The sequence below is a fragment of the Enterobacter sp. 186315 genome, assembly GCF_053290175.1.
The window spans coordinates 64,498-78,168 of the sequence record NZ_JBPTTK010000002.1; the positions used below are offsets into that span (position 1 = coordinate 64,498).

General features: G+C 57.1%; 14 protein-coding genes. 10 read left to right on the forward strand and 4 right to left on the reverse strand.

The window, feature by feature from the left end; translation table 11 throughout:
- The 3 genes from ACSVHP_RS02645 to ACSVHP_RS02655 all read left to right on the forward strand — a co-directional run bounded on the left by ACSVHP_RS02645 (position 1) and on the right by ACSVHP_RS02655 (position 1,151).
- On the forward strand, positions 1–345 hold the full coding sequence (locus ACSVHP_RS02645; protein ID WP_234674639.1) for a gamma-glutamylcyclotransferase family protein: 345 nt from the start codon (positions 1–3) through the stop codon (positions 343–345).
- A gap of 210 nt (positions 346–555) precedes the next feature.
- Positions 556–807, forward strand: a complete 252-nt coding sequence (locus ACSVHP_RS02650; RefSeq protein ID WP_234674638.1) for an AbrB/MazE/SpoVT family DNA-binding domain-containing protein — start codon at positions 556–558, stop codon at positions 805–807.
- Positions 801–1,151 carry a type II toxin-antitoxin system ChpB family toxin gene (locus tag ACSVHP_RS02655; protein ID WP_447550896.1) on the forward strand — a complete coding sequence of 117 codons (351 nt, stop codon included), beginning with the start codon at positions 801–803 and terminating at the stop codon, positions 1,149–1,151. Before ACSVHP_RS02650 ends, ACSVHP_RS02655 begins: the two co-directional genes overlap by 7 nt.
- A 69-nt stretch (positions 1,152–1,220) precedes the next feature.
- Here ACSVHP_RS02655 and ppa read toward each other — a convergent pair whose 3' ends face one another.
- Entirely contained in the window at positions 1,221–1,751 is a 531-nt protein-coding gene (gene ppa, locus ACSVHP_RS02660) for an inorganic diphosphatase (RefSeq protein WP_010427397.1), read from the reverse strand.
- A 308-nt stretch (positions 1,752–2,059) separates the two neighbouring features.
- Here ppa and ytfQ point away from each other — a divergent pair, with 308 nt between their 5' ends.
- From ytfQ to ACSVHP_RS02685, 5 genes are all read left to right on the forward strand, one after another.
- Positions 2,060–3,016, forward strand: a complete 957-nt coding sequence (ytfQ, locus tag ACSVHP_RS02665; protein WP_417315394.1) for a galactofuranose ABC transporter substrate-binding protein YtfQ — start codon at positions 2,060–2,062, stop codon at positions 3,014–3,016.
- A gap of 129 nt (positions 3,017–3,145) precedes the next feature.
- Positions 3,146–4,648: a galactofuranose ABC transporter, ATP-binding protein YtfR gene (ytfR, locus tag ACSVHP_RS02670; protein WP_447550897.1), complete on the forward strand. Its 1,503-nt coding sequence runs from the start codon at positions 3,146–3,148 to the stop codon at positions 4,646–4,648.
- A 10-nt stretch (positions 4,649–4,658) separates the two neighbouring features.
- Entirely contained in the window at positions 4,659–5,684 is a 1,026-nt protein-coding gene (ytfT, locus tag ACSVHP_RS02675) for a galactofuranose ABC transporter, ATP-binding protein YtfT (RefSeq protein WP_417315392.1), read from the forward strand.
- Entirely contained in the window at positions 5,671–6,672 is a 1,002-nt protein-coding gene (yjfF, locus tag ACSVHP_RS02680) for a galactofuranose ABC transporter, permease protein YjfF (protein WP_447550898.1), read from the forward strand. The genes ytfT and yjfF overlap by 14 nt, the downstream gene beginning before the upstream one ends.
- Positions 6,673–6,766: 94 nt before the next feature.
- On the forward strand, positions 6,767–8,335 hold the full coding sequence (locus tag ACSVHP_RS02685; protein WP_417315391.1) for a methyl-accepting chemotaxis protein: 1,569 nt from the start codon (positions 6,767–6,769) through the stop codon (positions 8,333–8,335).
- On the opposite strand, the gene ACSVHP_RS02690 is transcribed toward ACSVHP_RS02685, so the two are convergent.
- Together ACSVHP_RS02690 and fbp are read right to left on the reverse strand one after the other, a co-directional pair.
- Positions 8,310–8,666 carry a helix-turn-helix domain-containing protein gene (locus ACSVHP_RS02690; protein WP_447551065.1) on the reverse strand — a complete coding sequence of 119 codons (357 nt, stop codon included), beginning with the start codon at positions 8,664–8,666 and terminating at the stop codon, positions 8,310–8,312. The genes ACSVHP_RS02685 and ACSVHP_RS02690 overlap by 26 nt on opposite strands.
- A 145-nt stretch (positions 8,667–8,811) precedes the next feature.
- Entirely contained in the window at positions 8,812–9,810 is a 999-nt protein-coding gene (gene fbp, locus ACSVHP_RS02695) for a class 1 fructose-bisphosphatase (protein ID WP_234674631.1), read from the reverse strand.
- A gap of 197 nt (positions 9,811–10,007) precedes the next feature.
- Between fbp and mpl the strand changes: the two genes are divergently transcribed.
- Positions 10,008–11,387 carry a UDP-N-acetylmuramate:L-alanyl-gamma-D-glutamyl-meso-diaminopimelate ligase gene (gene mpl / locus ACSVHP_RS02700; RefSeq protein WP_447550899.1) on the forward strand — a complete coding sequence of 460 codons (1,380 nt, stop codon included), beginning with the start codon at positions 10,008–10,010 and terminating at the stop codon, positions 11,385–11,387.
- Between the two features lie 109 nt (positions 11,388–11,496).
- Here mpl and yjgA read toward each other — a convergent pair whose 3' ends face one another.
- A complete protein-coding gene (gene yjgA / locus ACSVHP_RS02705; protein ID WP_234674629.1) occupies positions 11,497–12,048 on the reverse strand; it encodes a ribosome biogenesis factor YjgA in 552 nt (183 codons plus the stop codon).
- A gap of 95 nt (positions 12,049–12,143) precedes the next feature.
- Here yjgA and pmbA point away from each other — a divergent pair, with 95 nt between their 5' ends.
- The gene (gene pmbA / locus ACSVHP_RS02710) at positions 12,144–13,496 is read left to right on the forward strand and encodes a metalloprotease PmbA (protein ID WP_447550900.1); all 1,353 of its coding nucleotides are present in this window, start codon (positions 12,144–12,146) and stop codon (positions 13,494–13,496) included.
- Positions 13,497–13,671 lie beyond the last annotated feature (175 nt).

The window sequence follows — 13,671 nt, forward strand, 5'->3', positions numbered from 1 at the left end:
ATGCGAATATTTGTTTACGGCAGTTTACGAACCAAGCAAGGCAACAGCCACTGGATGACCAACGCCCAGTTGCTGGGAAATTACAATATCGAAAACTACCAGTTGTACAGTCTGGGCCACTATCCAGGCGCGGTTCCGGGGAACGGAACGGTACAGGGGGAAGTTTATCGAATTGATAACGCCACGCTCGCCGAACTTGATGCCTTGCGCACCAGGGGCGGTGAATACGCTCGCCGGTTGATCCAGACGCCGTACGGAAGTGCATGGATGTATGTGTACCAACGTCCGGTCGAGGGGTTAACGCTGATTGAAAGCGGTAACTGGCTGGATCGAGACCAGTACTGATAAAAAACAACGCCACCGAAAGGTGGCGTTGTTTTTTGCGCGCTGCTTCGCAGGTTTGTCTGTAAATTATCCCCGCGTTAACAGTTCTTTCGAGCCCCTTTCCGCTTTGCTCATTTGTCTTTACGCCCTGCTGGTATTCACACTTTTTGTCGCGTAGAACATCACTCACGCCTCAACGGGTTATACTATGTATAACTTTTGGAGGCGACGATGCGTATAACCATTAAGAAATGGGGAAACAGTGCAGGTATGGTCATTCCCGGCGTGGTGATGAAAGATCTCGGTTTAAAACCGGGTCAAAGTATGGAGGCTCAGGTGGTCAATAATCAGTTAGTGCTCACTCCGGTGAGTAAACAGTATTCCCTTGATGAGCTGTTGGCTCAGTGCGATCTCTCAGCGCCTGAAACGGGTGAACAGGAGGTGTGGGGTAAAACCGGGCCAGCAGGTGATGAAGTATGGTAAAGCGCCCCTGTTTTGAACGGGGCGATATCGTACTGGTCGGCTTTGATCCCGTCAGCGGTCATGAACAAAGGGGAATAAGCAGGCCCGCACTGGTGCTTTCCGTCAGCGCGTTTAATAAGCTGGGAATGACGCTGGTGGCACCCATTACGCAAGGGGGAAATTATGCCCGCTACGCCGGATTTAGCGTACCGCTTGCTTGTGAAGAAGGGGATGCTCAGGGCGTGATCCTTATCAACCAGATCCGGATGATGGATTTGGGGGCGCGGCAGGCGAAGCGTATTGGCGTGGCTTCGGATGAAACCGTCGAAGACGTGCTGCTACGGCTCCAGACGATTGTTCAGTGAGGCGCGGCTGGCCGGGTAATGCACACAAAAAAGCCCCGACTCGCGGGGCTTCGTATTCAGCAGTAAGAATTACTTCTTAGCAGCACGCTCGAACGACGCGATGATTTCTGCTTTTGCAGCTTCTGCGTTGTCCCAGCCGTCAACTTTAACCCATTTGCCTTTTTCGAGGTCTTTGTAGTGCTCGAAGAAGTGAGTGATCTGTGCTTTCAGCAGTTCTGGCAGGTCGTTCACATCTTTAATGTGATCGTACTCTTTGCTCAGCTTGGTGTGCGGTACCGCAACCAGTTTCGCATCTTCACCGGATTCGTCGGTCATTTTCAGTACGCCAACCGGACGGCAGCGGATCACTGAGCCTGGCTCCAGCGGGTACGGGGTTGGGACCAGCACGTCAACCGGGTCACCGTCCAGAGACAGGGTGTGGTTGATGTAGCCGTAGTTGCATGGGTAGAACATGGCGGTAGACATGAAACGGTCAACGAACAGTGCGCCGCTCTCTTTGTCCACTTCGTATTTGATAGGATCTGCGTTAGCCGGGATTTCGATAACAACGTAGATGTCTTCTGGCAGTTCTTTACCCGCAGGGACGTTGAGTAAGCTCATGTCTGTATCCTTTAAAATGTATGGTAAACAAGTGGCGAGTATTATAGCCAACTGGCGCTGAATGTCTTCGCTTGTTTTCGCTCTCTCCCGCCCTCGATGACCATTTTCAGTCCCTTCTGATGACAGGAAAATCCATAAACTCAGCCGCATTTTAAATGCTGAAATGAAAGCGATTACAAACTTGTGATTAACGTTTCATTCACTTTTCCGAAGTGTGATGTAACGCAATCCGTTACATCTCGCATTGTCTATAGTTTTCCCGCAGAACATCTTTTAACCAACAATAAACACCCTACGAGGACGTTCATATGTGGAAGCGCTTACTTCTTGTCACAGCAGTTTCGGCAGCCATGTCGTCTATGGCGATGGCCGCACCTTTAACCGTAGGATTTTCGCAGGTCGGCTCTGAATCCGGCTGGCGCGCGGCTGAGACCAACGTTGCGAAAAGCGAGGCCCAGAAACGCGGCATCACGCTGAAAATCGCCGATGGTCAGCAGAAGCAGGAAAACCAGATCAAAGCGGTGCGATCCTTCATCGCGCAGGGCGTGGATGCGATCTTCATTGCCCCGGTGGTTGCCACGGGCTGGGAGCCGGTACTGAAAGAGGCCAAAGATGCTGAAATTCCAGTCTTCCTGCTCGATCGTTCCATCGATGTAAAAGACAAATCTCTCTATATGACCACCGTTACCGCCAACAACGTGCTGGAAGGCCAGCTGATCGGCGAGTGGCTGGTGAAGCAGGTGGACGGCAAGCCGTGTAACGTCGTTGAGCTGCAAGGCACCGTTGGCGCGAGCGTGGCGATTGACCGTAAAAAAGGGTTCGCTGAAGCCATCGCGAAATCCCCAAACATCAAGATTATCCGTTCGCAGTCCGGCGACTTCACCCGCAGCAAGGGTAAAGAGGTCATGGAAAGCTTTATCAAAGCGGAAAACAACGGCAAGAACATCTGCATGGTTTACGCCCATAACGACGACATGGTGATTGGCGCTATCCAGGCCATCAAAGAGGCGGGCCTGAAGCCGGGCAAAGATATCCTCACCGGATCTATCGACGGCGTACCGGATATCTATAAAGCGATGATCGACGGCGAAGCCAACGCCAGCGTGGAGCTGACGCCAAACATGGCTGGCCCGGCGTTCGACGCGCTGGAGAAATTCAAAAAAGACGGCACGATGCCTGAGAAAGTCACCGTCACCAAATCGACGCTCTACCTGCCGGACACGGCAAAAGAAGAGTTAGAGAAGAAGAAAAATATGGGTTATTAAGACCCCTCACCCTGGCCCTCTCCCCATAGGGGAGAGGGAAAAGGGCGGGCTGGGCAGAAAATTAAAGAGTGGCACGAATAGTCCCCTCTCCCCTCCGGGGAGAGGGTTAGGGTGAGGGGGAGGAAAACCATGACCACCGCACAACACCAGGAAATCCTCCGTACAGAGGGCTTGAGTAAATTCTTCCCCGGCGTCAAAGCGCTGGATAACGTCGATTTCAGCCTGCGTCGCGGTGAAATCATGGCGCTGTTGGGTGAAAACGGCGCGGGTAAATCCACGCTGATCAAAGCCCTGACCGGCGTCTATCATGCCGATCGCGGCACCATCTGGCTCGAAGGTAACGCCATTTCGCCCAAAAACACCGCCCACGCCCAGCAGCTTGGCATCGGGACGGTGTACCAGGAAGTCAACCTGCTGCCGAACATGTCGGTGGCCGATAACCTGTTTATTGGCCGCGAGCCGAAGCGCTTCGGCCTGCTGCGCCGCAAAGAGATGGAGGCGCGGGCGACCAAACTGATGGCCTCTTACGGCTTCTCCCTCGACGTGCGTGAGCCGCTGAACCGCTTTTCGGTGGCGATGCAGCAGATCGTGGCGATCTGTCGGGCTATCGATCTCTCGGCCAAAGTGCTGATCCTCGATGAACCCACCGCCAGCCTGGATACTCAGGAGGTGGAGATGCTCTTCACCCTGATGCGCCAGCTGCGCGATCAGGGGGTCAGCCTGATCTTCGTCACCCACTTCCTCGATCAGGTTTACGAGGTCAGCGATCGCATTACCGTACTGCGCAACGGCAGCTTTGTCGGCTGTCGCGAAACCCGCGAGCTGCCGCAGATCGAGCTGGTCAAAATGATGCTGGGCCGCGAGCTGGAAACCAACGCGCTTCAGCGCGCGGGCCGCACGCTGCTGAGCGATAAGCCCGTGGCCGCGTTCAACGACTTCGGCAAAAAAGGGATCATCTCCCCGTTCAGCCTTGAGGTGCGCCCGGGAGAGATTGTCGGGCTGGCGGGGCTGCTGGGATCCGGGCGAACCGAAACCGCCGAGGTGATCTTCGGGATCAAGCCTGCCGACAGCGGTACGGCGCTGATCAAGGGCAAGCCGCACGCCCTGCGATCGCCGCATCAGGCCTCCTGTCTCGGCATCGGTTTTTGCCCGGAAGACAGGAAAACGGACGGCATTATTGCCGCCGCCTCGGTGCGGGAAAATATTATTCTGGCGTTGCAGGCCCAGCGCGGCTGGCTTCGTCCGATCCCCCGAAAAGAGCAAAACGCGATTGCCGAGCGCTTCATCCGCCAGCTGGGGATCCGTACCCCGAGCGCGGAACAGCCGATTGAGTTTCTCTCGGGCGGCAACCAGCAGAAGGTGCTGCTCTCCCGCTGGCTGCTGACCAAACCGCAGTTCCTGATCCTCGACGAGCCCACGCGCGGGATCGACGTGGGCGCGCACGCCGAAATTATCCGCCTGATCGAAACGCTCTGCGCCGACGGCCTGGCGCTGCTGGTCATTTCGTCCGAGCTTGAGGAGCTGGTGGGGTATGCGGATCGCGTCATCATCATGCGCGATCGCAAGCAGGTGGCAGAGATCCCGCTGGATAAGCTGTCGGTTCCGGCGATCATGAATGCCATTGCGGCATAAGGAGTCACCCGTGATGTCCCGTTCTCTCTCGCAAACCGGGGAGCCGAAGCGCCGCTTCAGCTGGCCAACCGGCACACCGCAAATCATTGCCCTGCTGCTGGTGCTGGTGGTGGATAGCCTCGTTTCGCCGCACTTCTTCCAGATTATCGTGCAGGACGGGCGGCTGTTTGGCAGCCCGATCGACATTCTTAACCGCGCGGCCCCCGTGGCGCTGCTGGCAATCGGTATGACGCTGGTTATTGCTACCGGGGGGATTGACCTCTCCGTCGGCGCGGTGATGGCGATTGCCGGTGCCACCGCCGCCTCCATGACCGTGGCCGGGCACAGCCTGCCGGTGGTGCTGCTGGCCGCGCTCGGCACGGGCGTGCTGGCGGGGCTGTGGAACGGCATTCTGGTGGCGGTACTCAAGATCCAGCCGTTTGTCGCCACCCTGATCCTGATGGTGGCCGGGCGCGGCGTCGCGCAGCTGATCACCTCGGGGCAGATCGTCACTTTTAACTCGCCGGAGCTGGCGTGGATCGGCAGCGGTAAATTCCTTTTCTTCCCGACCCCGGTGATTATCGCCCTGGTAACGCTGGTGGTGTTCTGGCTCTTTACCCGCAAAACGGCGCTCGGCATGTTTATCGAAGCGGTGGGGATCAACATCCGCGCGGCGCGAAACGCCGGGGTCAACACCCGCCTGATGGTGATGCTCACCTACGTACTGAGCGGGGTTTGTGCCGCCATTGCCGGGGTGATTGTGGCGGCGGATATTCGCGGTGCCGATGCCAACAACGCCGGACTCTGGCTGGAGCTGGATGCGATCCTGGCGGTCGTCATTGGCGGCGGTTCGCTGATGGGCGGGCGCTTCAACCTGCTGCTGTCGGTGATTGGCGCGCTGATTATTCAGGGGATGAATACCGGGATTTTGCTTTCGGGCTTCCAGCCGGAGCTGAATCAGGTGGTCAAAGCGGTGGTCGTGCTCTGCGTGCTGATCGTTCAGTCGCCGCGCTTTATCAGCATTATTAAGGGGATACGCGGTCATGATAAAACGTAATTTGCCACTGATGATCACGCTGGGCGTGTTTGTGCTGGGCTATCTCTACTGCCTGACCCAGTTCCCCGGCTTCGCCTCCACGCGCGTGATCTGCAACATCCTGACGGATAACGCCTTCCTCGGCATCATCGCCGTCGGCATGACCTTTGTGATCCTCTCCGGCGGGATTGACCTGTCGGTCGGCTCGGTGATCGCCTTTACCGGCGTGTTTCTCGCGAAAGCGATCGGCTTCTGGGGCATTTCGCCGCTGCTGGCCTTCCCGCTGGTGCTGGTGATGGGCTGCGCGTTTGGCGCTTTCATGGGCCTGCTGATCGACGCCCTGAAAATCCCGGCCTTTATCATCACCCTCGCCGGGATGTTCTTCCTGCGCGGCGTCAGCTACCTGGTGTCGGAAGAGTCGATCCCGATTAACCACCCGATCTACGACACCCTTTCAAGCCTGGCGTGGAAAATCCCCGGCGGCGGTCGTCTGAGCGCGATGGGGCTGCTGATGCTTGGCGTGGTGGTTATCGGTATCTTCCTCGCCCACCGCACCCGGTTTGGCAATCAGGTGTACGCCATTGGCGGCAGCGCCACCTCGGCGAACCTGATGGGGATCTCCACCCGCAGCACCACCATTCGCATTTATATGCTCTCGACCGGGCTGGCGACGCTGGCGGGCATTGTCTTTTCGATCTACACCCAGGCGGGCTACGCGCTGGCGGGCGTTGGCGTGGAGCTGGACGCGATTGCCTCGGTGGTGATTGGCGGCACCCTGCTGAGCGGCGGGGTCGGGACGGTGCTCGGCACCCTGTTTGGCGTGGCGATACAGGGGCTGATCCAGACCTATATCAACTTTGACGGCACCCTCAGCTCCTGGTGGACCAAAATCGCCATCGGCATTTTATTGTTCATCTTTATCGCCCTGCAACGCGGCCTGACGGTGCTCTGGGAGAACCGCCAAAGCTCGCCTGTCACGCGCGTGAACACATCAGTAACAGAGCGATAACACGCTGAAATTGCTTAACGTATAAAGTTATAGCCGGTAGCGGCCGATACTCTTCTTTTATGCCAAGAAGTCTCTCGCTACCGGAAATAACATCATGCTGAAAACGCTATCGATTCGTACCGGCTTGCTCTCTTTACTGGCCGTTATGACCCTTCTGCTGCTGATTGTCAGCGGCATTGGTATTTATGCCCTCACACAAAGTTCCTCTTCGCTTCAGCGCATCAACCACCTTCAGGGTGAGCAGATGGTGCAGCTCAACTCAGGCTATACGCTGATTTTGCGCGCGCGCAACGAGGCCGGTCAGGCCGTCCGGATGATGGAGATCGGGATGCTGGACGATGCGGCGAAATCGGTGAAAACCATCAATCAGGAGTTCGACCAGGCGCAGAAAACGCTCAAGCGCGTGATCGACGGCGGCGTGGCCGATCCCGAGGGGCAGCAGCTTCTCGATAAGGTCGCCGTGAGCCTGACCGCCTACAATCAGCAGGGGATCGACCCGATGCGCAAGGCGCTGAACGAGCAGAGCGCCGACGGCTATTACGATCTGCTGGAGAACCGTCTGATCCCGGTGGCGAAGCAGTTTGATAACGACATGCAGGCGTTCCAGGCCTGGAGCGAAGCGCGCGGTAAAGCGGAAGTGAAGGCCGTGCAGGCGAGCAAAACCCGGGTGCTGATCCTGATCGTGGTGGCGGCGCTGTTGACCGCCGCCATTATCGTGCTGGCCTGGCTGGTGCTGCGCCATATGCTGCTCAACCCGCTTTCAGCCTCGATTGCCCAGCTGGAGCACGTGGCGGCGGGGGATTTAACCCATGCCCTCAACGCCCCGGCGAGCCAGGAGTTTAACCGCCTCAACGCGGCCATCGAAGAGATGCGCCAGTCCCTGATGGGGTCGGTGCTGCGCGTACGCGACGCCAGCTCGCAGATTGATACCGGCAGCCGCGAGCTGACGGCGGGGAACATCAACCTTGCCCAGCGCACGGAATCCACCGCTACGTCCCTTGAGCAAACCGCCGCGAGCATGGAAGAGATCACCGCCACGGTGAAACAAAACGCCGACAACGCCCAGCAGGCGCACCAGATGGCGAAAGCGGTGTCCGATACCGCCGATCACGGCAGCGAAATGGTCTGCTACGTGATTGAAAAGATGCGCGATATCTCCGGCAGTTCGGCGCGTATCGCCGACATTCTTAGCGTGATTGACGGCATTGCCTTCCAGACCAACATTCTGGCGCTGAACGCCTCGGTGGAAGCGGCGCGCGCGGGCGAGCAGGGGCGCGGGTTTGCGGTCGTGGCCGGCGAGGTGCGTAACCTTGCCAGCCGCAGCGCCGACGCCGCAAAAGAGATCCGCACGCTGATTAGCGACTCTCAGACGCACGTCAACGAGGGGAGCGAGCTGGCGCAGCAGGCGGGTGAGACAATGGATGAAATTGCCACCGAAGTGCTGCGCATGACCAAACTGATGCACGAGATCGCTACCGCGTCCCAGGAGCAGAGCCGCGGCATTGAGCAGGTTAATATCGCGGTGAACCAGATGGACGAAACGGCCCAGCAAAATGCGGCGCTGGTGCAGCAATCCTCTGCCGCGACGCGTTCGCTTGAAGAGCAGTCCCGTGAGCTGATGGAGGCGATGGCCTCATTTAAATTAACGGCTCAGGCTGTTTAATTGTCATATCCAGCCCTGGCGCAGTCTGTGCCAGGGTTTTATTTACCGCTGAATTAAACTCGCTAATATTATCGTGAATGTTGCTAATTAATAATTCCAACGAGCTGGTTAAGGCTAATGCTTTATCCGTGGGCTCAAGATATAAACCTTTACGCACAAATAAAGGTTCGGCAAACAGCTGATTAAAGCGCTTTAGCGCCAGACTGACCGCCGGGCGTGACATCTCCAGGCGTACAGAGGCTTTCGCCATGCTGCCGCATCTGACCACTTCGATAAAAACAGGAATAAGATTTAAATCGATGCCGGTATTAGCTCGTGAAAAATTCTTCATCACCATGATGCTCCAGGAATACTTAATTAACTGTTTAAAATAATGCAGGAGTGGCGAATTGAATTAAAGCGTCATTTTTATATTCATTTATACGTTAAAATATATAAATGAGTTGGGGAGCCGTCTGGCTCCCCGTTAAAAAGCGTTATGCGTCCGGGAATTCGCGGATAAACCGCTCAACGTCTTCAACCATATGGTTGTTGCCGACGAAGAACGAGCGGCGCTGGTGCAGGCTTTCCGGCACGATGTCCAGAATACGCTCTTTACCGTCGCTCGCCTTGCCGCCCGCCTGCTCCGCCAGGAACGCCATCGGGTTGCATTCGTACAGCAGACGCAGCTTACCGTCCGGGTGGCTGGCGGTGCTTGGATAGAGATAAATCCCGCCTTTCAGCAGGTTGCGGTGGAAGTCCGCCACCAGCGAGCCGATGTAGCGCGAGGTGTACGGGCGCTGGGTGTTTTTATCCTCTTCCTGGCAGAACTTGATGTACTTCTTCACGCCGTTCGGGAATCGGATGTAGTTGCCTTCGTTGATGGAGTAGGTGTTACCCTTCTCCGGGAAGCGCATACGCTCCTGGCTCAGGCAGAATACGCCGAGCGACGGATCGTAGGTAAAGGCGTGAACGCCACAGCCGGTGGTGTAGACCAGCATGGTCGACGAGCCGTAAACCACATAGCCAGCCGCAACCTGGTTGCTGCCCGGTTGCAGGAAATCTTCTTCGGTCACCGGCGTGCCGACAGGCGTCACGCGGCGATAAATGGAGAAAATGGTGCCGACAGAAACGTTAACGTCGATGTTGGAGGAGCCGTCGAGGGGATCCATCAGAACAACGTATTTTGCGTGTTCGCAGCCTTCGAAAACGACGATTTCATCTTCTTCTTCAGAGGCGATACCCGCCACGATGTCGCGCGCGCGCAGTGCAGCTTTCAGTTTTTCATTTGCGAACAGATCGAGTTTCTGCTGAACCTCGCCCTGAACGTTCTCGGCACCGCTGGCACCCAGGATATCGACCAGCCCGGCCTTGTTGATATCACGGTGGATGATCTTAGCGCCCAGCTTTATTGCCGACAGCAAAGCAGTGAGTTCACCGGTAGCATGAGAGAACTCGTGCTGCTTCTCGACAATAAATTCACCTAACGTTTTCATAACACTTTCCCTGCATCTTGTGTGAGTAGAGCGATCGTATGTTCACTAAAACGACTAAAGCCCAACAATCTTAACAAACATTCAAATAGTCGCGCAGAGGTGAATCGCGCCAGCAGATACGGATTTACCTGAAATGCGTTTCACACCCGCTGACATGTGAGTAAAATGTGCGCCAAATTAAAGAAGGATAGTGACGTATGCGCATTCATATATTGGGGATTTGTGGCACTTTCATGGGCGGACTGGCAATGCTGGCGCGCTCGCTGGGCCATGAGGTGACGGGTTCGGACGCCAATGTGTATCCGCCAATGAGCACGCTTCTTGAGAAGCAGGGCATCGATCTGATTCAGGGTTACGATGCCAGCCAGCTCGATTCAGAGCCGGATTTAGTGATTATCGGCAACGCCATGACCCGCGGTAATCCGTGCGTGGAAGCGGTGCTGGAGCGCAACATTCCGTACATGTCTGGCCCGCAGTGGCTGCACGATTTCGTCCTGCGCGACCGCTGGGTGCTGGCCGTGGCCGGTACGCACGGTAAAACCACCACCGCCGGGATGGCGACCTGGATCCTCGAAGCCTGCGGCTACAAGCCGGGCTTTGTGATTGGCGGCGTTCCGGGCAATTTCGACGTCTCCGCGCGTCTGGGCGACAGCCCGTTCTTCGTGATCGAAGCGGACGAATATGACTGCGCCTTCTTCGACAAGCGCTCCAAGTTTGTGCATTACTGCCCGCGCACGCTGATCCTCAACAACCTTGAGTTCGATCACGCGGATATCTTTGACGACCTGAAAGCGATTCAGAAACAGTTTCACCATCTGGTGCGCATCGTGCCGGGTCAGGGGCGCATCATCCTGCCGGAAAACGACATTAACCTGAAACAGACGCTGGCGATGGGCTGCTGGAGCGAGCAGGAGCTGGTGGGCGAGCAGGGCCACTGGCAGGCGAAGAAAACCAACGCTGACGCCTCCGAGTGGGACGTGTGGCTGGACGGCGAAAAGGTCGGTGAAGTGAAGTGGAGCCTGGTGGGCGAACACAACATGCACAACGGCCTGATGGCGATTGCGGCGGCGCGCCACGTGGGCGTTCAGCCTGCTGATGCGGCCGACGCGCTGGGATCGTTCATCAACGCCCGTCGTCGTCTGGAGCTGCGCGGTGAAGCCAACGGCGTGACCGTGTACGACGACTTCGCGCACCACCCAACGGCGATCCTGGCGACGCTCGCGGCGCTGCGCGGCAAAGTCGGCGGCACCGCGCGTATTCTGGCGGTGCTGGAGCCGCGTTCGAACACCATGAAAATGGGGATCTGCAAAGACGATCTCGCCCCTTCTTTAGGCCGTGCCGACGAAGTGTTCCTGCTTCAGCCGCAGCATATTCCGTGGCAGGTTGCGGAAGTGGCTGACGCCTGCGTACAGCCCGCGCACTGGAGTGCAGACGTGGATGCGCTGGCGGATATGGTGGTAAAAACCGCACAGCCGGGGGATCACATTCTGGTGATGAGCAACGGCGGTTTTGGTGGGATCCATCAGAAACTGCTGGACGGTCTGGCGAAAAAAGCGGCAGCGGCCGCCGACGCGTAAAAAAAAGCCCGGTGGCGCTAGCGCTTACCGGGCCTACGTTTTTCGCACGACCTCGACCTTGTAGGCCGGATAAGGCGTTTACGCCGTCATCCGGCGCAAACCGCACGGATTACTCTTCGTTCTCAGACAGCTCGCGCAGATACTGGAAAATCAGGCGCGCGGACTTCGGCGGCTTATTCCCTTCTTTCTCTTTCTTCGCGTTACGGATGAGCGAACGCAGCTGCTGGCGGTCGGCGTCTGGCCACAGGTTTAACACCTCTGGCACCGCATCATCGCCCTGTTCGATCAGACGATCGCGGATCTGCTCAAGCTTGTGGAACAGCGCAACCTGCTGGTTGTGGCGGTTTTTGAGCTTGTCCAGCGCCTGGCGGATCGGATCGACATCGCGCTGACGCAGCATTTTACCGATCAGCTGAAGCTGGCGGCGACGACCCTCTTTTTTGATTTTCTGTGCAAGTTCAATGGCATCGCGCAGATCCTGGTCAAGCGGGAGTTTATCCAGCGAGTTTTTACCCAGCTCTACCATTTCCGCGCCAAGCTGTTTTAACTCTTCGGCGTCGCGTTTAATTTCACTTTTACTGACCCAGATGATCTCATCATCTTCGTCTTCGATGTCATCACCGGGAACGTCGTCGAGCCAGTCTTCGGGCTGCTTAGTCATGTCAGGCTCCTTAAAAAAAGAGGCTAATGTTACCAGTTAAGATGCGCACTGAAAAACGGTTCTCTGATAGACTTCATTTAACTCTCTCTTACAGTATGGCATTTGCGATGAAAGTAACCTCACAAGTTGAAGCGCAGCGTAAGATTCTGGAAGAAGCCGTTTCCACAGCGCTGGCGCTGGCTTCAGAGAAATCAGATGGCGCCGAAGTGGCGGTCAGCAAAACCACCGGTATTAGCGTGAGCACCCGCTACGGCGAAGTGGAAAATGTTGAATTTAACAGCGATGGCGCACTGGGGATCACCGTTTATCACCAGAACCGTAAAGGCAGCGCGTCGTCTACCGATCTCAGCCCGGACGCCATTGCCCGCACGGTGCAGGCGGCGCTGGACATCGCCCGCTATACCTCTCCCGACCCGTATGCTGGCGTGGCAGACAAAGAGCTGCTGGCGTTCGACGCACCGGATCTCGACCTGTTCCACCCGGCGGAAGTGACGCCTGACGAAGCCATCGAACTGGCGGCGCGCGCGGAACAGGCCTCTTTACAGGCCGACAAACGCATCACCAATACCGAAGGCGGCAGCTTTAACAGCCACTACGGCATCAAGGTATTCGGCAACAGCCACGGCATGTTGCAGGGCTACTGCTCCACCCGTCACTCCCTTTCAAGCTGCGTGATCGCCGAAGAAAACGGCGATATGGAGCGTGACTACGCCTACACCATTGGCCGCGCGCTGGGGGATTTGCAGTCTCCTGAGTGGGTCGGTGCCGAGTGTGCGAAGCGCACCCTGTCGCGCCTCTCTCCGCGCAAGCTCTCCACCATGAAGGCCCCGGTTATCTTCGCTAACGAAGTGGCGACGGGCCTGTTTGGTCATCTGGTTGGCGCCATCGCGGGCGGTGCGGTGTACCGTAAATCGACCTTCCTGCTCGACTCTCTCGGCAAGCAGATCCTCCCTGAGTGGCTGACCATTGAAGAGCATCCGCACCTGCTGAAAGGGCTGGCCTCCACGCCGTTCGACAGCGAAGGGGTGCGTACCGAGCGTCGCGACATCATCAAAGACGGCGTTCTGACCCAGTGGCTGCTGACCAACTACTCCGCGCGCAAGCTGGGGCTGAAAAGCACCGGGCACGCGGGCGGGATCCACAACTGGCGCATTCCGGGTCAAGGCTTGAGCTTTAAGCAGATGCTCAAAGAGATGGGCACCGGCCTGGTGGTCACCGAGCTGATGGGCCAGGGCGTAAGCGGCATCACCGGGGACTACTCGCGCGGTGCGGCGGGCTTCTGGGTTGAAAACGGCGAAATTCAGTATCCTGTGAGCGAAATCACCATCGCGGGTAACCTGAAAGATATGTGGAGCAATATTGTGACGGTGGGTAACGATATTGAAACGCGTAGCAATATACAGTGTGGTTCAGTTCTTCTACCGGAAATGAAAATCGCCGGTCAATAATACCCGTCATACTTCACGCTACAGGTGCGTTGGCTGCGCGCGCTCACCCCAGTCACTTACTGATGTAAGCTCCTGGGGATTCACGCACTTGCCGCGTTACTCGGCCTGTGGCCTCGCCCTTAGGGGCCAGCGCAAGCGCTGTTCAAAACGCTATAAGCGTTTTGTCCTGTAACTC